Source organism: Halogeometricum limi, from assembly GCF_900115785.1.
Classification (GTDB): domain Archaea; phylum Halobacteriota; class Halobacteria; order Halobacteriales; family Haloferacaceae; genus Halogeometricum; species Halogeometricum limi.
Genome location: NZ_FOYS01000007.1, coordinates 162766 through 184015 on the forward strand (window position 1 = coordinate 162766; position 21250 = coordinate 184015).

Consider the following 21250-nt stretch of genomic DNA (forward strand, 5'->3'; position numbering starts at 1 on the left):
CAAACATGGACGAGCAAGACGATGAGCCGCGCGGCCGAAGTCGCCGTCGGTTCCTCGGAGCCGCGACGGCCGCAGGAATCGCCGGCCTCGCGGGCTGTAACGGACTGATGAACGGTGGCGACGAGACAGAGACGGAGACGTCGACCGGCGGTGGCGGCTCTGCGCCCGAACAGATCGGGTCCGGTCGGTCGCCGTTCGGCGACCGCGACCTCTCCGGCGGCGTCTCGATGACCGAGATGCCGGACTTGGAGGGCGAACTCACGCTGTACTCCGGTCGCGGCGAAGCCCTCGTCGGCGAACTCATCTCCTACATCGAGGAGCTCTACCCGAACTTCACCGTTCGCCCGCTCTACAACTCGGCCGCCGAACTCGTCAGCCAGATTCAGACCGAGGGGCAGAACAGCCCCGCGGACGTGTTCTACTCGGTCAACGCCGGCGCGCTCGGCGCGCTGAAAGACCGCGAACGAACCCAACAACTCCCCGATGAGGTTCTGGAGTTCGTCCCCGACAACTTCCACGACCCCGACGGGATGTGGATCGGAACGTCCGGGCGCGCGCGCTCTATCCCGTACAACACCGAGACCTTCGCGCAAGAGGACATCCCGGACGACATCATGGCGTTCCCCGAGCAGTCGTCGTTCGACGGCGAACTCGGCTGGGCACCCACCTACTCGTCGTTCCAGGCGTTCATCACCGCGATGCGTATCCTCGAAGGCGAGGAGGCGACGCGCGAGTGGCTGAACGGCATCCAGGAACTCGGCGTGAACCAGTACCCCGACGAGTTCCAGGTGGCCCGCGCCGTCGCCGACGGCGAGATTTCCGCGGGCTTTACGAACCACTACTACATCCAGCGCCTCATCGCCCAGCGCGGTCAGAACGCCCCCATCGGGACGGCGTTCACCCGCGGCGACGCAGGTGCCGTGTTCAACGTCGCCGGTGCCGCCGTCCTCGACACCGCCGAAGACGACTCGCTGGCCGCGAACTTCGTCCGGCACCTCCTCTCCGCCGAGGCGCAGGACTACTTCGCGCGAACGACGTTCGAGTACCCCCTCGTCCCCGAAATCGAACCCATCGGCCGCCTGCCGACTATCGACGAGTTGAACCCGCCGGACGAGTTAGACCTGACACAACTGTCGGACCTCGAAGGAACCATCGCGCTCCTTCGGGACACCGGCGTGCTGTAACAGACCACACATGGCGACAGAGCAGCGAACGACCACCGACGACGGCCCCGACGAGTCCAGCGACGCACCGCTGGGTCTGACGCTCGCGAGTGGGGCCGTCGCCGCCGCCGTCGTCCTCCCCGTCCTCTGGTTGGTCAAGACCAGCCTCGACGTGGGACTGACGGAGGCGCTCTCGCTGCTCGCCCGTCCGACGACGCTCGAAGTGTTCGTCAACAGCACCGTCCTCGTCGCGGTGACGACGGCGGCCTGCGTCGCACTCGGCGTCCCGTTGGCGTATCTCACCGTGCGGACGGACCTCCCGTTCCACCGGTTCTGGACCGTCGCCGTCTCCCTGCCGCTCGTCATCCCGAGCTACATCGGCGCGTTCGCGTTCGTCTCGGCGTTCGGCCCGCAGGGCGACTTCCAGCGTCTCCTCGCACCGCTCGGCGTCGAGCGCATTCCCGAGATTTACGGACTGCAGGGCGCGGTGCTCGTGTTGACGCTGTACACCTATCCCTACGTCTACATCACCGCCCGGGCGTCGCTGAAGTCGATGGACACGACGCTCATCGACGCCGCGCGGACACTCGAACACAGTCGCTGGGACGCGTTCAAGCGCGTCACCCTCCCGCAGATTCGGCCCGCCGTCGCCGCGGGCGCACTGCTCGCGTCGCTGTACGCGCTCTCGGACTTCGGGACTCCCTCCATCATGCGCTACGACGTGTTCACGCGCGTCATCTACGTCGAGTTCGGCGCGTTCGGCCGCGACACCGCCACGCTCCTCTCGTTGCAACTCGTCGGCGTCACGTTCGTCATCCTCTGGTTGGAGTCGAAGATTCGCGGGAACGAACGCACCTCCGCCGGAGGCCGTTCGCGCGACGTCGTCCCCCTCGGCGCGTGGAAACTCCCCGCGATGGCGTTCTGCGCGTCCGTCGCCGGACTCGCGCTCGTCGTCCCCCTCGCCATCCTCGTGACGTGGCTGGGGGCGGGGAACGCCTCGGTGAACCAGTCGCTCGCGTTCCAGTGGGAGTACGTCTTCAACTCCGTCTCCGTCTCGACGGCCGCCGCCCTCGTCGCCATCGTCGCCGGCCTCCCGGTGGCGTACCTCTCGGCGCGGCACAGCACCCGGCTGTCGCCGCTGTTCGAGCGCGCGACGTACGTCGGCTACGCCGTCCCCGGCGTCGTCCTCGGCCTCGCACTCGTCTTCTTCGGGTCGAGCGTCGGCGCACCTATCTACCCGTCGCTGTACCTCCTCGTCTTCGCGTACGTCATCCGCTTTCTCCCGCAGGCGGTGGGGTCGCTTCGCGCGTCGTTCCTGCGCGTCGACCCCTCGCTTCCCGAGGCGGCGCGAACGCTCGGACGAACCTCGGTCGGCGCGTTCCGTCACGTCACGCTTCCGCTCGTCGCTCCCGGCCTGTTCGGCGGCGCGGCGCTGGTGTTTCTCACCACGATGAAAGAACTCCCGGCGACGCTGTTGCTGCGGCCGTCGGGTTTTAAGACGCTCGTGACGCACATCTGGACAGCACACGCGTCGGGGTACTTCGGACAGGCGGCGATTCCAGCCCTCGTCCTCCTCTTCGTCTCGGGGCTGTCGATGCTCGTCATCATCACGCAAGAGGGATACGATGTCAAATAGCACTACTACGACCCAACCCGAATCGGAACCGACTCCAGAGATGCGCAACGGACGGGCCGACGCGGAGTCGGACGTCGTCCTCGAACTCGACGGACTGAAGAAGTCCTACGGGTCGGAGGAAGTCATCCACGACCTGTCGCTGTCGGTTCGAGAGGGCGAGATTCTCACGCTTCTCGGGCCGTCCGGGTGCGGGAAGACGACGACGCTTCGCCTCCTCGCCGGACTGGAACGACCCGACGGCGGCGACGTCCGACTCAACGGCCGGACCGTCTCGGGGGCGAGCTTCGTCCCACCGGAGGAACGCGGCGTCGGCGTCGTCTTTCAGGAGTTCGCGCTGTTTCCCCACCTCACCGCCCGCGAGAACATCGCGTTCGGCCTCGTCGACCTCTCCGAGGAGGAACGAGAGCGGCGCGTCGACGACCTGCTGGAACTGGTCGACCTCTCGGGACAAGGCGAGAGCTACCCCGACGAACTCTCCGGCGGCCAGCAACAACGCGTCGCCCTCGCGCGGTCGCTCGCGCCCGAACCGGACATCCTCCTCCTCGACGAACCGTTCTCGAACCTCGACGTCGACCTGCGCGTGCAGATGCGCGAGGAGGTGCGCCGCATCCTGAAGGAGGCGGGCGTGACCGCGATTTCGGTCACCCACGACCAGGAGGAAGCGCTCTCCATCTCCGACCGCGTCGCCGTGATGAACGACGGCGACTTAGAGCAGGCGGGCGACCCCGAGAACGTCTTCCAGCACCCAGAATCCCGCTTCGTCGCCGGCTTCCTCGGCTACGCGAGTTTCATCCCCGGGCACGTCGCCGGCGACTGCGTGGAGACGGACCTCGGCTGCGTCCCGCGCGAGCAGATTCACGGCCTCGCCCCCGAGTACGACCAGACTCGTATCGACGTGCTGGTCCGCCCCGACGACGTATCGGTTCGCGCCTGCGGTCCGGACGAGGAACCCTCCGGCCGCGTCACCGCCCGCCGTTACCTCGGTCCGACGTTCCTCTACGAAGTGGAGTTAGAGACGGGCGAACCCGTCCAGTGCATGCACAACCACGACGAGGACGTTCCCGATTCGGGACCCGTCGTCGTGGAGATAGAGGCGGGACACGAGCTGGCGTGGTTCCCGCGAGAGCAGCGACCGGAGGACGAGAAATGAGCGAGACCGACGGGAGCGGAGCGACCGAGTCCCCGGGGGCGCAGCGGCCGACCGACGACGCCCGAACCGCCGACTGACAGCTCGTGTCTCGGTCCGCTCTCTCTTTCGGCTCGGTTCGTCGCACCCTCCGCCGCCACCCGGAACGCGCCGTCGCCGCCGTCCTCGTCGCCGCCGTCGGCCTCCTCGTCTACGTCCTCGCCGTCGACCTCTTCCCGTACCACTCGGTCAACGACGACGAGGGCGTCTACCTCTATCAGGCGGCGATGCTCCTCGAAGGGAAGCTGTTCCTTCGCCCCGGTTCGATTCCCACCGACGCGGTCCGACCGTGGTTCTTCGTCGTCACCGAACGCGCCGGGGAGACGGCGATGTACGGCAAGTACGCCCCCGTCGCCCCCGCGATGTTCGCCGTCGGGCGACTGCTCGGCGACTGGAACCTCGCGCTCTCACTCGTCGCCGCCGGCAACGCCGCGGGCGTCTACTACCTCGCGGCGGCGGCGTTCGACCGCCGCGTCGGCCTCGTCGCCGTCGTCGCCCTCGCCGCCTCGCCGATGTTCCTCTTCACCTCGGCGACGTTCCTGTCGTACGCGCCCGCGACGAGTCTCAACCTCGCGTTCGCCGTCGGCTACGTCCACGCCGCGCGGACGGGGCGACTCCGGTGGGCCGTCTTCGCGGGGACGGCAATCGGCCTCGCGTTCTTCGCGCGGCCGTTCACCGCCGTCCTGTTCGCGATTCCGTTCATAGCCCACACGCTCGTCGTCCTCGTCTCGGGATGGCGCGGCGGCGACGACCGGTTCGACACCGACTTCCGGCGCGTCCTCCGCCGCAGTCTCGCCGTCGCGATTCCGGGGACGCTCGGCGTCCTCCTCGCACTCGCGTACAACGCCGTCGTCACCGGTGACCCCCTCGTGTTCCCGTACGCGGCGTTCGCGCCGAACGACGGCATCGGCTTCGGCCCGCACGAGATACTCGGCTACGAACGCGACTACACCGTCGAGTTGGCCGCCGAGACGACGCTGTTCGTCCTCCGGTACTTCCTCACCGAGTGGACGCCCGCGGGCCTCCTCGGAACCGGCCTCGCCGCCCTCGGCGGCGTCGGGGCGGTGTGGCGACGGCGGGGCCGACTCCGCGACTACGACCCCTCGCTCTCGGGGATGCGAGACGGCGAAGTCGCCGCCGTCGTCGCCGGCGTCTTCGTCTCCGTCTTCCTCGGCGAGGCGTACTTCTGGGGGACGCTCAACGGTCTCAGGAACGACCTGATAAACCTCCTCGGTCCGTTCTACCACTTCGACGCGCTCCTTCCCGTGAGCGTCTTCGCCGCCGCGGGAGCCGTCTTCGTCGTCCGCACCGTGTGGTCGCAGGTGGCCGAGCGGACGACGCGGCGACACGCCCGCGTCGCCGTCGCCGCTCTCCTCCTCGTCTCCGCGCCCGTCGTCGTCGCCGCCGAGCGCGACGCCCTCTCCGAACCGCTCTCGGAGAACCGCCAGCGAACCGAGAGTCTGACCGCGACGTACGAACCGTTCGTCGAACGCGGACCGCCGGGCGAGCGGTTCGACGACGCCCTCGTGTTCACGCCGGACACGTACGGCGACTGGCAGGCGCACCCGTTCCAGTATCTCCGATACGACCCCGGGTTCGACGGGAGCGTGGTGTACGCCACCGACGGGTCGCCGGAACGCGACGTCGCGGTGCTGTCGGCGACGAACCGGACCCCGTACCGCTTCACCTACCGCGGAGGGTGGACGGGCGCGGTGCGGCCGGTGAACCCCGAGATACAGCGACTCCGCGTGCTGGAGGGGGACGCGGTTCGCGCGACGACGACGCTCGGCGTCCCCGTCGGGTCCACGAGCGTCAGCGTCCGAATCGAGACGACGGAGGGGTACGCGCGCTACCGCGTCCCCGCGTCGGCGATGGAAGGCGAGACGGTGAGCGTCGAGTGGGCGACGACGGCGGAGGGGGCGCGCGTCCGGAACCTGGCGTTCGCCGCCGGGTCCGACGGGAAGACGGTTCCCCTCCCGGCGGGTGCCTCGGAGGTGGACCTCGTGGTGACGTTCGTCGGTGAGGGCGGCGCGAGCGTCACGTACAGACAGGAGGCGACGGTGAGACGAGGTGAATCGAGCGTTCGCGTCGTCTGGCCGCCCGAGACGCGCGTCTGCCGGTTGACGACCGAGTGCGGACCCGAGGGAACGTGGGTCGGACCCGACGGTGACTACGTGGCGGGCGTGTCCGTCGAGACGGCGGCGACGACGAACCGGACGGCGTAGCGAGGAGAGAAACTCAGACGTCGACCAGACCGCGCTTCATCGCGTCGAACAGTCGCTCGTCGAGGGGCATCCGGTCCCACTCGTCGGGTTTGTCGTCTTCGGGCACCTCGTTCAAGAGGCTCTCGTACGAGGCGTGGACGTGCCGGCCGTTCTCACCGCACTCCGGACACGTCAGGATGATGAGTCGGACCCGATACGGGCGCTCCTGTGTCGCAGCGCAGTGCGGGCAGACGTACGTCTCTGTCACGTCTCGATGGTTCGACCCGGGAGTATTCAGGGCTTGCGGGTCGCGGCGGTGAACACCACCGGGGACGGGGCGGCTAGGGTTCGCGCCGCCAGACGACCGCGTCGGCGTTCGCGAGTTCGACCGTCGTCTCCTCGTCGACGCTCGGCGCGGTGAGAACCGGGTCCCAGCCGTCGGTGGGAATCTCCGGCGCGTTCGCGTCGTCCGCGGCGTCCGCGGCCAGCGACTCGGGCGACACCTCGACCGGCACGCCCTCCATGTTCGCGGCGAACAGGAGTTGCTCGTCTCCCGTCGGCGACGTCCGGATGCCGTAGTAGAGGACGGTTCCGTCCGTCGGGTGGCGGTACGTGAAGTAGTCTCCCTCGCGAAGGTCGTCGCGAAGCCACGAGCGGTCGTGGCGGAACTCGCGCGTCTCCAGTCGGGCGGCCGTTCGCTCTTCGGACTGGTCGTGCCAGTGAGAGAGGTTGGCGAAGTCGTACACGTCGCGCATCCACGCCGAGGCGTACGCGTCGAGGTCCGCCGCCGACAGGTCGTCGCCGAGCGGTTGGTCCATCGCCGACAGCATCGCGGCCATCACGGACAGGTCGTAGTCCGTCGCGTCGACGGCCGCAGACAACGCGTCCATGAACGTGTGGAGTTCGTCGACGGAGTCGAAGCCGAGGTCCTTCACGCGCCGGAAGTGCGCGGGGTCCGCGAAGTCCTCCTCGCGCACCTGCCAGTAGAGGAAGTTCGACTCCTCGGAGACGACTTTGACGTTCCACTCGGGGTCGGTGTCGCGGACGAACCCCCACGGCGCGCGCATGTTCGCGTGGACGAAGTCCATCGGCACGCCCGGCAGGAAGCAGTGAAACAGCATCGCCGCGGCCGGGTTGTCGTACGCCTCGTCCAGCGTCTCGGGGTAGTCCTCGCCGAGGTAGGGGTTCACCGGCGACTGGTTGAACGACACCGTCGGGTCTATCTGCGTCCCGCGGCGGACGGTGTCGTGGTTGGCGACGCCAGTGAGCCAGTTACCGCCGAACTCGCCGACTTCGCGGACGCGCCACCACTTCGTCGCCCAGAACGTGAGCAGTGCGGGCGTGTTGTGCGCGAACGTGATTGGCGACCACTGGAACGAGTGGGGGTGCTGTTCGATGAGCGCTCGGTACGAAGAGGCGAGTTCCCAGTCCTCGCGCGGCCACGGACGGCCGTCCTCGTACACCATCCACGGGCGGTACTCCGTGCCCGCGACTTCCTGGGTGACGAGGTCCATCTCCTCTAAGAAGTCGTCGTCGTGGTACATCTCGCCCGTCTCCTCGTCGTAGGAGGTGAAGTCCTGCGCGCCGTCGACGCGGATGCCGTCCGCGCCGAAGTCCATCTTCCGCTCTTGCATCTCCAAGAACGCCGCGCGGGCCGTCGGTTCGGTGTAGTCGAGGTGTTTGCCGTACATCCCCGGGCCGAGGATGTAGCGGTCGTTCAGGAGTTCGGCACCTCGGTCGTCGGCGTGGCCGAGAGCCACGTCGAAGACGACGCGGATGGGTCGCGGCAGGTCGTGACAGGCCGCGATGAAGTCGACGAGTTCGTCCGGTCGGCCGGATTCGAGGATGGCCGGGTTCGGCGCGGAGAACGCGCTGACGACGATGTCGTAGCCCCAGTTCATCGCGTCGGGGCGAGAGACGGCGGCGGTGAGTTCGTCGTCGCCCTCGTCGAGCACCGACCAGAACTCGTGTTCCTCGCTGTTCTCGGTGAGGGGTTCGACGGGCATCACCTGAACCGCGTCGTAGCCCGCGAAGTTGCGTTCCCACGGGGAGAGCGGTTCGTCTGCGCGCTGTTTCCGTGCAATCTCTTCGTACACGTCGGCGAGGCCGGCGAGCGACCCCGCCTCGGTGGCGGTACCGGGGTGAATCTCCAGCATGCTCACCGCAGGGTCGACGCGAGGGAGGCCGTCGTGTTCGGTCGTCGAGACGCGTTCGTCGTCGGTGCCGAGCGCCTCGAAGTAGTCGCGGTCCGCGCGCGTCTCGTCCAACCGCTCTAAGTCGTACAGTTCGGCGGGCGCGAACGGACCGAACGGTACGGAGTACGCGAGTGGGTCGGGGATACTCTGCCACGCGCCGTCCGCGCGGTAGACGAGGTGGTACAGCGACCCGAGTTCCGCGCGGGTGCCCGCGCGCATCCCGTCGACGACGCCCCAGTGGTACTCGCCTTCGCGACGGAGCGAGACGCGTTCGCGACGGAACGTCACCTCGCGGGCGTCGGTGTCGGCCGGGTCCACGTCCGTCGGTGGCGTCAGCACTTCGAGGAACACGTCTTCTGCGGGGACGCCCGCGTCGACGAGTTCGGGCGTCCAGAAGCCGACCTCCACGCGGCCGTCGTCGCCGAGGTGTGCACCGAGGCGGTCGGTGAGCACCTTGGCCGCCTCGAACGGGTCGTCGTGCTCGGCGGCCACCTCGCGGTGCCACGCGAGGAGTTCGTCGGTCGGTTCCTCGAGGAGTCGGAGGTCCGTGTCGGTTGCCATCGAAGTCAGTTCACCGGGAGAATCGCGACGTGTTCGACTTCGAGACCATCGGCGGTGGCGGTGTCCTCACCGGTGACGAGGTTCTCGGAGTCCACCTCGACGTCGTCGCCGAGCGTCACCGTCGCCGCGTCCTCGCCGAAGTTGAGGACGCAGACGTAGGCGTCGCCGTTCAGTTCGCGGCGGAACGCGACGGCGCGGTCGGTGTCCGCCCCGTAGTCGATGCGGTGGTAGGTGCCGTCGTATCCGAGCGCCGGCGTCTCGTTTCGAATCTCGATGAGACGCTCGTAGTGGTCGCGAATCTCTTCTCTGGCGTGGTCCCACGCGATGGCGTCGCGGCGGCCCCGTTGACCGAGTTCCTGTCCGCCGTACAGCATCGGCACGCCGGGGAGCGTGAACAGCGCACCCGCGGCGGCCATCGCGGCGTCGTCACCGCACTCCACGACGTAGCGCGTCTCGTCGTGGTTCTCGATGTACAGCATGAACGACGCGTGCGGCGGGAAGCCGACTTCGGCGCGTTGGTCGACGGCGTCGAGGATGGCTTCGGCGGGTTGGTTGCCCTCGCCCACCTGCCGCATCGTGAAGTACAGCGTCGTGTCGAAGTGCATGTCGAACATCCCGTTGTGGAAGTCCGCGATGTACGGGATGGTCTCGTCGAGGAGGAGGAACTCGGGGTCTTTCTCTTTCACCCGGTCGTGCAGTTCCTGCCAGAACGTGTTCGGGACGGCCCACGCCATGTCGCAGCGGAACCCGTCCACGATGTCCGCCCAGAGGTCGACGGCGTCCAACAGGTGCCGGCGGACTTCGAGGTTCGTGTAGTCGAAGTTGGCGATGTACTCCCAGTCGAAGTACGTGCCCGGTTCGCCGTTCTCCTGCCACTCGTACCAGTCGTAGTACTCCGAGTCGGGGTTCTTGTACGCGTCCTGGAAGAACGGGTGCGCCCGGGCGGAGTGGTTGAGCACGAGGTCGAACAGCACCTTCATACCGTGGTCGTGCGCGGCGTCGACGAACGCCTCGTAGTCCTCGCGCGTGCCCAAGTCCTCGGCGATGTCGTAGAAGTCCGTGATGTTGTAGCCGTGCGGGGCGTGGTCGTTCTGCAGGACGGGCGTGAGCCACAGACAGTCGACGCCGAGTCCTTCGAGGTAGTCCAGACGCTGTTCGAGCGCCTCGAACACCGTCTCGTCCTCGTCTTCGTCGACGAACCCGCGGACGTATATCTCGTACAGCGTCACGTCCTTCGACCACTCGGGCGGGTCGTTGGGTCTGTCGACGCCGAGATGGTCGGCGTCCGCGGAGACGACTTCGATGTCCTCGCCCCCGTCGGTGGCGACGTCGCACTCGGCCGCGTCAGACCGAAAATCTCCGGAGCCTCCGTCGGCCATCGGTTCGCGCGAGAATTCGACCGTGTCGGGAACGCTGTAGGCGTCGGCGATGGCGACGCCGTGGACGCGGACGCGGTTGCCGACTTCCGAGAGCGGGATGCGGAGTTCCCACCCGTCGACGGTGACCGCGGACTGAGACACCTCGTCTCTGTCGTCGACGAGGAACTCCACGACGATGTCGTCTCGGTCGGTGTCGCTGTCAGGGTGCGGTTGTGGGTCGGCGTGGACGACTAGCGAGTCCCCTTCGATGCTGCCGTGCAGTTGGACGCGCGGGCGGCCACCGCCCTTCCCGCCCCCGGACCCCGCGCCGGACCCCGACCCGGAGACGCCGCCGCTCTGACCGACGGGACGGGCGGACCCGCTCATTCCGCTCATCCCGCTCATCCCGCTTGCGCCGCCGCCGACGCCGACGGGCGCGAGTTCGCCGGAGAAGACGCGGACGGTGAGCGTGTGAGTGCCGTCTGGCGCGTCGAGTTCGAGTACGTACGTCCCGGCCGCGTCGGGCGAGAACGAGACGACGTCCTCGTCGTCCGGAAGTTCGAGTTGGCTTCCGACGGGAGCGTTCTTCAGATGCCAGCGGTACGTCTCCTCCGGGTCTGGGTCTCGCGGTGCGAGTTGGACCGTCTCGCCGACGGCCATGAATCTGGGTGGACCTGGGTGGTGCATGGGAGTATCAATTACCCCTCGGACCTTTGGCTTTACTCTCGAAAGAATAACTGTTCCAAATGCCGTTTTCGTGCGTCTCGACCCGTCAGGTCGGCCGATTAGGACCCATTTACTACTGGTGATATGTATTCGATATTATACAAAAGGAACCAATACTTATGCTTCGGGCACACACGTCCTGCGTATATGAGATTACGGACCGCGCTGAACGAGTACAAGCGCGACCACGGCGGGCGGTTCCCCGAGGAGACGCCGACCGCAGAGGGGTCGTTCTCGGGACACGGAGACCGACTCGTCTACGTCGGACCCGACGGTGCACTTCGAGACTACTCCTCGTCGCTCTCGGGACTGTACGGCATCGACCGCTCGCGGTTCGCCATCGAAGCGAACGGCGAGACGCGATGGTTCGACGAACTCGACACGGTCAGACAGCACTACTACCGGGAGACGAGTCTCGTGGAGACGGAGTACGACGCCGGGGAGTACACCGTCCACCAGTACGACCTGACGCTGGGTCGAGCGCACGTCACCCACGTGGAACTCCGCGGGGCGATTCCGACGGACGCGCACCTGACGGCGTTCTTGACGATGGCACCCGAGGGTCGAGAGACCCGCGTGGGTCGCCTCATCCACGAGGACGGCGGCCCCAACGGGACGCAGGCCGTCGAGGTGTTCCACCGGAACGAGCACGACTACATCACCGCGTCGACTGGTCTCGACGACGTTCGCGGGCAGATTCCCGAACGGTTCGACGAAATTCTCTCCGAGGACGCCTTCGAGTTCCCGCGCGAGGCGGTGCTCGAACGCTACGAGGACACGCACCTGAGCGGCGACATCGTCGTCTCCGCCCCCCTCGAATCGGCGGGCCGCGCCGCGCGGACGACGCTCGTCACGCAGTTGTCCGACCACCGCATCATCTCCCGCGAGGACGCCCTCGCGGACCTCACTCACTGCGCACTCGAACACGCGTCGGCAGACAGCATCCGCGCCGCCGCCCGCGAACGCGCCGAGGTGTACGTCCCGGACCACGTCCCCCGCGAGGACCTCGTCCGCTCTGACCTCAGAGCGCTCTCGCTTCTGACGGCGCCGACGGGCGCACACATCGCCGGCCCCGAGTTCGACCCGTTCTACACGCACTCCGGCGGGTACGGCTACACGTGGTTCCGCGACGAGGCCGAGGTGTCTCGGTACCTCCTGAACGCGGACGACCGGATGAACCTCGAACTCACGGACCGACTGGTGACGAACGCGGAGTTCTTCTGCGACACGCAACTCGACGACGGGTCGTGGCCGCATCGCGCGTGGGCCGTCGACGGGAGCATCGCACCCGGGTGGGCACACGCGCGGGTCGAAGGCTCGGACAAGCCCGAGTATCAGGCCGACCAGACGGCGAGTGCGGTGACGTTCCTCGCGAACGTCCTCACGCACCGCCGCGACCAGTTAGACGGCGAACTCGTCGGCGAGATTCGCGATACCATCGAACGCGGCGTCGAGAGCTTAGACGACAGCCTCGAAGACGACGGCCTCCCCGAGACGTGCCAGAACGCGTGGGAGAACATGGTCGGTCGGTTCACGCACACCGCCGCGACGTTCCTGCAGGCGTACGCCGCCGTCGCGCAGTCCCCCGTCAGTGCCGAACTCGTCGACCACGCGGAGACGCAGGCGACCACCGTCTACGAGGGACTCGACGAACTCTGGGACGACGAGTACGAGGTGTACGCGCTCCGACTGCAGGGTGATACGCTCGACTCTCGACTCGACTCGTCGACGTTCTCGCTCGTCGACGCGTTCGTCGCGTACGACGAACTCGAAGGCATCTCCGAACGCGTGCTCGACCAGTTAGAGTCGCACATGGAGACGGCGCTGTCCGACCTCTACCGCGAGACGGGCGACGTGGCCGGACTCGTCCGGTTCGAGGACGACTGGTGGCGGGTCGCCGAACAGGACGACCCCAAGGTGTGGTCGGTGTCGACGGCGTGGGGTGCGAACGCGGCCGCGACGTGCGCCGTCCTCCTCGACGACTACGGTCGAGCAGAGGAGGCAGACCTGTTCCTCGACGAGGCGACGAAGCTGTACGACCTGCTCCGCACGGACGGGCCGTTCACGACGCGCGGCGGCTACCTGACCGAGCAAGTGTTCGACGACGGGACGCCGGATAGCGCCGCACCGCTCGGGTGGTCGCACGCGCTCCGTCTGCACGCGACCGGACTGCTCGCGGAGTACGACGCGCTTCCCGCGCCGAAGCCCGCACCCTCCGGGCCGGAGAGTCGGCCGCGGTGGACCACCGGCGAGAAGTACGGCGTCGGCACCGTCGCCGACCACACCGAAGAAGACTCCTCGCGCGTGTGGTTCACGCTCACAGAGGGCTCTCTCACCGAGGTTCGCTTCCCGCGCGTCGACCTGATGAACCTGCGGACGCTCGACATGCTCGTCGTGGACGCCGACCCCGAGTCGTCGTACACGGCGCGGACGCACAACGAGACGCGGCGCGACGACCACGCCGACACCATCGAACGCCGCGCGGTGATGGCCGAGGACGACTCGCTCGTCTTCAAGCACATCATCACCGAACAGGGCGACGGGCGGGGACACGAGTGGACGCTCACTATCGAGTACGTCACCGACTCCGAACACGACGCGCTGCTCACGGACGTCTCGTTCGAGGCGAGCGACGAGAACGAGTACGAACTGTACGCGGTGGCCGACACCGCACTCGTGAACACCGGCGCGACCGACCGCGGCCTCCGTCTCGGCCAGATGGGGAGCTATCACCTCGTCGCCCGCGACGCCGGGGCGTACGACCAGGCCGGGGACACGCGTCCACTGCTCATCGACGAACACGGCGACGAGTACAGCGTCGCCATCGCGATGACCGCCGCCGGGCGGTTCGAGTGGGCGACGGTTGGCGTCGCCGGGTCCGACCACCTCGCGGGACTGTTCGGGAACGGCGAACTCCCGACCGCACAGGAACGCGTCGACAACGAGAACGTGGTCTTGGTCGGTCGAATCGGGACGGGAACGCGACTCAACGAGACGCTCGCGCTCGGGTTCGCCGAGAACGCGGACACGGCGGCCGCACTCGGTGAGGCCGCCGGTGCGCTGACGCGAGGCTACGAACGCGTCCGCGCCGGCTACTCGAAGTCGTGGGCGGACTTCCTCGCGGACAAGGAACTGCCCGTCTCCGTCGCGGACGACGACACCTTGGCCAACCAGTACCGCGCCTGCCTGATGTCGCTGCGCGCCGTCGAAGACAAGACGTTCCTCGGCGCGGGCATCGCCTCGCCGTCGGTGCCGTGGGGCGAGGCGGTCACCTCCGAGGAGTCGAAGGGGTACGGTTACAACTTCGTCTGGTCGCGCGACCTGTACCAGGTGTTCACCGTCTTCGAGGCCGTCGGCGACGTGGAGACGGCGATTCACGCCCTGCAGTACATCTACGAGTACCAGCAGGACGAACGCGGCTTCATCCCGCAGAACACCTACCTCAACGGCCGGACGCGGTGGGGCGGCGAACAGATGGACAACATCTCGTTCCCCGCCGTCATGGCGTACATGCTCTCGGAACGCGGCGTCACGTTCGACGACGTGGAGTACGACTACGTGAACGTCAAGCGCTCCGCCGACTACGTCGCGCGCAACGGGCCGCCGACGGCGCAGGAACGCTGGGAGGAGGAGGCGGGTTACTCGCCGTCCTCCATCGCCGCCGAAATCGCGGGACTGTCCTCCGCCGCGGCGCTCGCCATCGAGGAGGGCTACGACGCCGACGCGCTCATCTGGTTGGCGCTCGCCGACGACTGGACGGACAGCATCGAGTCGTGGACGGCCACCGACACGGGGACCGAACGCCACGAGAACACGCCGTACTACGTCCGCGTCACTCGCGACGGCGACCCGGACGCGGGGCACCTCCGGACGCTCGCGAACAACGGACCGACGCTGGACGAGCGTGAGATTATCGACGGCGGGTTCCTCGAACTCGTCCGACTGGGAATCAAGCCCGCCGACGACGACGTCGTCCGGAACTCCGTCACGGAGATGGACAACACCATCCGCGTCGACACGCCGTACGGCCCTGCCTTCTACCGCTACAACGGCGACGGCTACGGCGAACGCGAACGCGACCAAGAGGGTGCGCCGTGGTCCATCGAGTCGAAGGGGAAGGGTCGTCTGTGGCCCATCTTCACCGGTGAGCGCGGCGAGTACGAACTGATGAACGGCACCGAAGACGGTCCGCTCGCGCCACAGAACCTGCTCGAGACGATGGCTGGCTTCGCCAACTCCGGGCGGATGCTCGCCGAACAGGTGTGGGACCGCGAACACAGCACGGACTTCAACTGGGAGTTCGGCGAGGGAACGGGCGCGGCGACGCCGTTGGCGTGGTCGATGGCGCAGTTCGTCCGCCTCGCGCACAGCGTCGACGCGGGCGAACCCATCGAGATGCCGGCGTTCATCCGCGAACGCTACCTGGAGACCGACCGGCCGGAGTCGCCGAGACTCCACGTCAGCACCCGGTTCATGGGCGACAGCCTCGTCGTCTCGGGGCAGACGAACGCCGCCGTCGTCGCGGTGAAGACGCCGAGCGAGACGAAGATGGTCGAACCCGAGGAAGGGACGTTCGAGGCCGTCTTACGGATCGAACACGGCGAGAATCAGGTCACCGTCGCGGCGGCGACGGACGAGGACCTGACGACGGCGGGAACGAACGTCACTCGCTTCACGCTCTGAACGAGCGGAACAGGAGACGACGGAGAACCGCCCGCCCACGCGCTTTTTGTTCGGTCGCCCGTACGTCGACACATGGCTACGTACACGCGCCGGACGCGAGTCGCCGCACCCCTCTCCGAAGTGTGGAAGTTTCACTCGAAGGTGTCGGGATTGGAGGCGTTGACGCCCGAGTGGATGGGTCTCGACGTCGTCTCCGTGCGCGGACCGAACGGCGAACCCGACCCGGAGATACTGGACGTCGGCGCGGAGATACGGATGTCGCTTCACCCCCTCGGCGTCGGTCCGAAGCAGGAGTGGACCTCCCACATCGTCGCCCGGGAGTCGGACGGACACACCGCGATGTTCAGAGACGAGATGCGAGGCGGGCCGTTCCAGAAGTGGGTCCACACCCACCGATTCTACGGCGACGGCGAGGAGACACTCGTGGAGGACCACGTCGAGTACGAACTGCCGGGCGGCGAACTGGGACGGGCGCTCTCGCCGCTCGGGTTCGTCGGCTTCGAACCGATGTTCCGACAGCGCCACGCGAAGACGAGAGCGCTACTGGAGTGAGTCAGGGCCGGTTCGGGTCGAACGTCTGTGCGCGGGGGGCGGTGACGATTTCGAACCGCGCGCCGCCGTCGGTCCCCTCGGTGGCGACGACGTCCCACCCGTGCGCCTCGACGATACTCTCCACGATGGAGAGGCCGAACCCGGAACCGGACCGGGCGGTGGTGTGGCCCTGTTCGAAGACGGTCGCGCGTTCGTCCTTCGGGATGCCGGGGCCGTCGTCTTCGACGTAGAACCCTGACCGGTCCGGGAGCGACCCGATGGAGATGCGGACGTCGTCGCCGCCGTGGTCGACGGCGTTGCGGACGAGGTTCTCGATGACCTGTGTGAGCCGACTCGCGTCCGCGGAGATGGTCGCGAGATGCTCGCCGAGTTCGAGCGTCGCGTCCCCCGTGTCGACGGCGGCCCACGCGCGTTCGGCGACGCCGCGGACGTCCACGGACGACGTCTCGCCGACGGTTCGTCCCTGTCTCGCGAGTTGGAGGACGTCGTTGACCAGCGTGTCCATCCGTTCGAGTGCCTCGGCCGCCCGGTCGAGATGCGAGACGTCTCCGGTCTCGCGAGCGAGGTCGACGAAGCCGTCGACGACGTTCAGCGGATTTCTGAGGTCGTGGCTGACGACGCTCGCGAACTCCTCCAGTCGGTCGTTCTGTTGGCGGAGTCGGCGCTCGCGCCGCTGTCGTTCGAGCGTGTACGATAGCATGTCCGCCGTGGTGTCGAACAGCGACACCTCCGTTTCGGTCCACGGCCGCGACGTCGCGGAGACGAAGGTGAGCGCACCGACGAGCGACCAGTTCGACACCATCGGAAGCGCGAGGTAGCTTCCACCTTCGGGGAGCGACAGAGACGTCGCGTCGGGCGTCGACGACGAGCGAGGCCGTTCGACGGTGACGTCCTCGAAGCGGCAGAGTCGGTCGATGAACCACTCGCAGTCCTCGCCGCCGACGACGGTGGGCCGCGAGGGAACGTCGCCGGTCGTCCACTCGTGCGTCTTCTGGAGCGTGTCCGTATCGACGTCGTACGAGTACACCGCGACGGCGTCGACGTCGGCGAAGTCGCCCAAACTCTGTATCGTCCAGTGAATCTTCGCGTCGACCTCGTCTATCTCGGCGCTCATCAGCATCGTCGAGGTGTCGAGCACCACGTCCGTCAGCCGTTCGCGCGAGGCGTCTCGCCGCGCTCTCTGACGGTCGGCCACGTTCGAGAGCGTTCCGACCGCGTGCGGTTCGTCCGCGTCGAAGGGCCGGACCGAGACACGGCCGACGCAGGGGAGACTGTCGCCGTCGGCGCGGCAGACGTTCGTCTCGAACCGGGTCGTCTCCGCGTCGGCCTCGAAGAACGCCGTGAGTTCGTCGCGAGTCTGGCGTTCGTCGGACGGAACGAGCGCGGAGAGGTGGTTGCCGAGAACCGTCTCGCGGTCGTACCCCACCATCTCGACGAAGGCGTCGTCGACGAAGACGAACCGGCCCGTCTCGTCGAGCGCGTAGACCGCCGTCTCGGCCATTTCGGTCGAGTCGGGTCCGTCTGCGGAAGCGTCGGTGGTCGGTGCGCACTCCCGAGAGACGGCGTCCGCGACTCGGGTCGCCAACACGGCGAACCGGTCGGCGTCGGTCGATTCGGGGACGTAGTCGGTCGCGCCCGCGCGAAACGCGTCACGCGCGGCGTCCGCCGAGTCGTCACCGGCGAACAGGACGAACGGGAGCGACGACCGACCGCTGCGGACCAACCGGAGGAAGTCGAGGGGGTCCGACTCCGGGAACTCGTCGCCGCAGAGGATGCAGTCGGCGGTGCTCGGAGCGTCACCGAGCACCTGGAGGGCGTCGCGGGGGTCAGCGACCGCTTCGACGGAGAAGTCGTGGCCGACGTTCTCTCCTTCGAGAAAGGCGGCGACCGACGAGGAGCGCTCCGCGTCGGCGTCGACGTAGAGCACGGATATCTCCTCGCGGAGCGTCGTCATACTCTAAATTAGTTCTCTGACAGCATATCAGCGTTGTGACTCTAATATCAAATTTGATACTATAACTGACCAGTAGACAAAGAGGGAAACGGAGGCGAGAGAACCGTTCGCGAGGTATCCGTATCAGGCCCAGAAAGCTTCAATGGGCCGGTTTCTCGGAGTTTCTCCGAGTCGTCAGATAGATTCCGGCGAGGACGACGACACCGCCGACTATCGTCGCGGGAGTCGGAGTCTCACCGATGAGAACGAGGGCGAGCACCGTACTGCCGACGGGTTCCCCGAGGAGCGAGACGGAGACGACGCTGGACTCCAGGTAGCCGAGCGCCCAGTTCAGGACCGTGTGGCCGAAGACGCCCGGCCCGACGGCCATCGCGAGGAACAGCGCCCACTCGCGGGCGGCGTAGTCGAAGAGCGGGTGGCCGCGCGCGGCGGTGAGACAGAGGAGGACGACGGCACAGGCGGTGTAGACGATGGTGACGTACGGAATCAGCGAGAGTCGCTGTCGGAGCGACCGGCCCGCGAGGACGTACCCCGCGGCGGTGACGGCACCGACGAGCGCGAGTGCGTCGCCGTACAGCGGTCGTTCGCCGGCGAGCGTTGGGTCGCCGGTTCCGGCGGCGACGGGCGCGAGAACCTCTGCGAGGCCCGGAACGGCTGAGAGGAAACGAACGGCGTCGGGGACGAACAGGTCGCCGAGCGTCATCGTCGCCATCCCGACGAGTGCGACGGCGATACCGACGACGACGCCGCGGGTGATTCGCTCGCCGAGGAGCGCCCACGCGCCGACGGCGACGAACAGCGGTTGCGCCTGCACGAGCGTGACGCTCGCGGCGACGCTCGTCCACTCAAGACTCTCGAACCACGAGGCGAAGTGGACGGCGAGGGCGACGCCGGCGACGGCCGCCCAGAACACGTCGCGGCGCGGGACGCGGCGGAGTTCGTCGCGCGAACGCGTCACCGCGACGGGCGCGAGGAGGGCGACGGTGAAGACGACGCGGTAGAGCGCCTTCACGAGACTCGGCGCCTCGCTGTACCGGACGAGAATCGCGCTCGTGCTGACGGCGAGCACGGCGACGGCGAGGCCGACGAACGGCGAGACGGGCGGGTCGCGGGACACAGAGAGTCCTTTCTTCGGACCCCCTTACTGATTTCGGAGGCGGCGACGCGGTCAGTCGTCGGCGTTCGCTCTGCCCCCGTCCCCCGACTCGTGTAGTTCGCGGAGGAACGCCGGGAGTTCGGGCACGCGGGAGGTGTCGTGCGTTCCGACCGGCGGCAGGTTCACCTCGGCCGCGGGAGAGGCGTCGAGGTCCGTCTCGTCGGCAATCTCCTGCATCCCGCCCTCGCCGGACCGCGCGTCCTGGTCGATGCGCATCGAACAGAACTCCACGCCGCACATCGAGCAGAATCTGGCCTCCTTGTAGTTGTCGCCGGGGAGCGTCTGGTCGTGCGCCGCCTGCGCGCGCGCCGGGTGCAAGGAGAGTTCGAACTGCCGTCGCCAGTCGAAGGCGTAGCGCGCCTCCGAGAGTGCGTCGTCCCAGTCTCGCGCACCGGGGAGGCCGGCGGCCACGTCGCCCGCGTGCGCCGCGATTCGGTACGCCGCGAGGCCGTCGCGCACGTCGTCGGCGTCCGGGAGTCCGAGGTGTTCCTTCGGCGTGACGTAGCAGAGCATCGCCGCGCCCGCCCGCGCCGCCTCCGTCGCGCCGATGGCGCTCGTGATGTGGTCGTACCCCGGGGCGACGTCGGTGACGAGTGGGCCGAGGAGGTAGAACGGCGCGCCGTCGCACACCTCGCGCTCTCGGTCGACCTGTTCTGCGACCATATCCAACGGAACGTGGCCGGGTCCCTCCACCATCACCTGCACGCCGTGGTCTCGCGCCACGTCGACGAGTTCGCCGAGCGTCTCCAACTCGGCGTACTGCGCGTCGTCGCCCGCGTCGGCGAGACAGCCCGGTCGGAGGCCGTCGCCGAGGCTGAACGTCACGTCGTACGCGGCGAACACCTCGCAGACGTCCTCGAACCGGGTGTACAGCGGGTTCTGAATCCGATTCTCTTCCATCCACTTCGCGAGAATCGACCCGCCGCGGGAGACGATGCCCGTCGTTCGCCCGTCCGTCAGCGGGAGGTGTTCCATCAGGACGCCCGCGTGGATAGTCATGTAGTCGACGCCCTGCCGCGCCTGTTTGCGAATCACGTCGAGGAGGAGTTCGGGCGTGATATCCGCGACCGAATCGGCCCGTTTGACCGCCTCGTAGATGGGGACGGTTCCGAGGGGAACGGGCGAGTACCGGACGTTCGCCTCGCGCACCTCGTCGAGATTCGGGCCCGTGGAGAGGTCCATCACCGTGTCCGCGCCGTGGTGAATTGCCGTGTGGAGTTTCCGCAGTTCCTCCTCGCGGGAACTCGTCTCCTCGCTGTTGCCGATGTTCGCGTTCACCTTCGTCGAGAACGCCTCGCCGAGTATCATCGGGTCCAAGGAGGCGTGTTCACGGTTGGCCGGAATCACCGCGTGCCCGTTCGCCACCTCCTCGCGGACGAACTCGACCGACACGTTCTCGCGTTCGGCGACGCGCCGCATCGCGGGCGTCACCGTCCCGTCTCTCGCGTACTGGAGCTGTGTCGTCATCGACTACCTAGTGATATTACTAAGTTATAAGCGTTGTCGAGGCGCGAGAAGAGCCTCCGCAGCCACCCAAACGTGTTTGTGTTCTGACGTTCTACGTTCGGCATGGTCCGAGCCCTCCACGCCGGTCCGCGACGACTGGGGAGACTCCTGAGCGCCCTCGCCGTCCTGTCGGCCGCCGCCGCCGCATGGACCGGTCGAACCGCACTCGTCTACTGGGGGGCGTTCGCCCGCGAACTGTTCGGGCCGTGCGCGCGGGAGACGCTCGACTGCGCCGTGGCGACGGCGAACTGGGTTGCCGTCTTCGTCACCGTCGTCGGACTCGGCGCGATGGCTCTCGGCGGGTGGACGGTGTGGCGACTAGTCCGAGTCGTTCGGGTGCTCTCGTCGGCGTCGCGGCGGGCGGAGTGAC

The 21250-nt window shown here is 67.7% G+C and carries 13 protein-coding genes; 7 read left to right on the forward strand and 6 right to left on the reverse strand.

The genetic code is table 11. The features are described from left to right. Nucleotides 1-5 precede the first annotated feature (5 nt). The 4 genes from BM282_RS17545 (at nucleotide 6) to BM282_RS17560 (ending at nucleotide 6210) form a co-directional block, all read left to right on the forward strand. A complete protein-coding gene (locus tag BM282_RS17545; protein ID WP_089883463.1) occupies nucleotides 6-1184 on the forward strand; it encodes an extracellular solute-binding protein in 1179 nt (392 codons plus the stop codon). 10 nt (nucleotides 1185-1194) lie between these two features. Next, nucleotides 1195-2799, forward strand: coding sequence for an ABC transporter permease (locus tag BM282_RS17550; RefSeq protein ID WP_089883465.1), 1605 nt, complete (start codon nucleotides 1195-1197; stop codon nucleotides 2797-2799). Beyond that, a complete protein-coding gene (locus BM282_RS17555) occupies nucleotides 2789-3949 on the forward strand; it encodes an ABC transporter ATP-binding protein (protein ID WP_089883467.1) in 1161 nt (386 codons plus the stop codon). Before BM282_RS17550 ends, BM282_RS17555 begins: the two co-directional genes overlap by 11 nt. Before the next feature lie 83 nt (nucleotides 3950-4032). Continuing rightward, nucleotides 4033-6210, forward strand: a complete 2178-nt coding sequence (locus BM282_RS17560) for a DUF7846 domain-containing protein (protein WP_089883469.1) — start codon at nucleotides 4033-4035, stop codon at nucleotides 6208-6210. Nucleotides 6211-6223: 13 nt separating this feature from the next. On the opposite strand, the gene BM282_RS17565 is transcribed toward BM282_RS17560, so the two are convergent. From BM282_RS17565 to malA, 3 genes are all read right to left on the reverse strand, one after another. Beyond that, entirely contained in the window at nucleotides 6224-6457 is a 234-nt protein-coding gene (locus BM282_RS17565; protein ID WP_089883471.1) for a hypothetical protein, read from the reverse strand. Nucleotides 6458-6530: 73 nt separating this feature from the next. Further along, on the reverse strand, nucleotides 6531-8945 hold the full coding sequence (gghA, locus tag BM282_RS17570) for a glucosylglycerol hydrolase (protein WP_089883473.1): 2415 nt from the start codon (nucleotides 8943-8945) through the stop codon (nucleotides 6531-6533). A 5-nt stretch (nucleotides 8946-8950) separates the two neighbouring features. Beyond that, complete coding sequence (gene malA, locus BM282_RS17575; protein WP_089883475.1) at nucleotides 8951-10963, reverse strand: alpha-amylase MalA; 2013 nt, start codon at nucleotides 10961-10963, stop codon at nucleotides 8951-8953. A 213-nt stretch (nucleotides 10964-11176) separates the two neighbouring features. On the opposite strand from malA, the gene BM282_RS17580 reads away from it, so the two are divergent. Beyond that, a complete protein-coding gene (locus BM282_RS17580; RefSeq protein WP_089883476.1) occupies nucleotides 11177-15712 on the forward strand; it encodes a glycoside hydrolase family 15 protein in 4536 nt (1511 codons plus the stop codon). A 72-nt stretch (nucleotides 15713-15784) separates the two neighbouring features. Beyond that, nucleotides 15785-16264: an SRPBCC family protein gene (locus tag BM282_RS17585; protein WP_089883478.1), complete on the forward strand. Its 480-nt coding sequence runs from the start codon at nucleotides 15785-15787 to the stop codon at nucleotides 16262-16264. A gap of 1 nt (nucleotide 16265) precedes the next feature. On the opposite strand, the gene BM282_RS17590 is transcribed toward BM282_RS17585, so the two are convergent. From BM282_RS17590 to thiC, 3 genes are all read right to left on the reverse strand, one after another. Further along, nucleotides 16266-18218: a hybrid sensor histidine kinase/response regulator gene (locus tag BM282_RS17590; RefSeq protein WP_089883480.1), complete on the reverse strand. Its 1953-nt coding sequence runs from the start codon at nucleotides 18216-18218 to the stop codon at nucleotides 16266-16268. 139 nt (nucleotides 18219-18357) lie between these two features. After that, entirely contained in the window at nucleotides 18358-19335 is a 978-nt protein-coding gene (locus BM282_RS17595) for a DMT family transporter (RefSeq protein WP_089883482.1), read from the reverse strand. A 51-nt stretch (nucleotides 19336-19386) separates the two neighbouring features. Beyond that, a complete protein-coding gene (thiC, locus tag BM282_RS17600; protein WP_089883484.1) occupies nucleotides 19387-20841 on the reverse strand; it encodes a phosphomethylpyrimidine synthase ThiC in 1455 nt (484 codons plus the stop codon). A 102-nt stretch (nucleotides 20842-20943) separates the two neighbouring features. Here thiC and BM282_RS17605 point away from each other — a divergent pair, with 102 nt between their 5' ends. Next, nucleotides 20944-21249 carry a hypothetical protein gene (locus tag BM282_RS17605; RefSeq protein ID WP_089883486.1) on the forward strand — a complete coding sequence of 102 codons (306 nt, stop codon included), beginning with the start codon at nucleotides 20944-20946 and terminating at the stop codon, nucleotides 21247-21249. Nucleotide 21250: the final 1 nt, after the last annotated feature.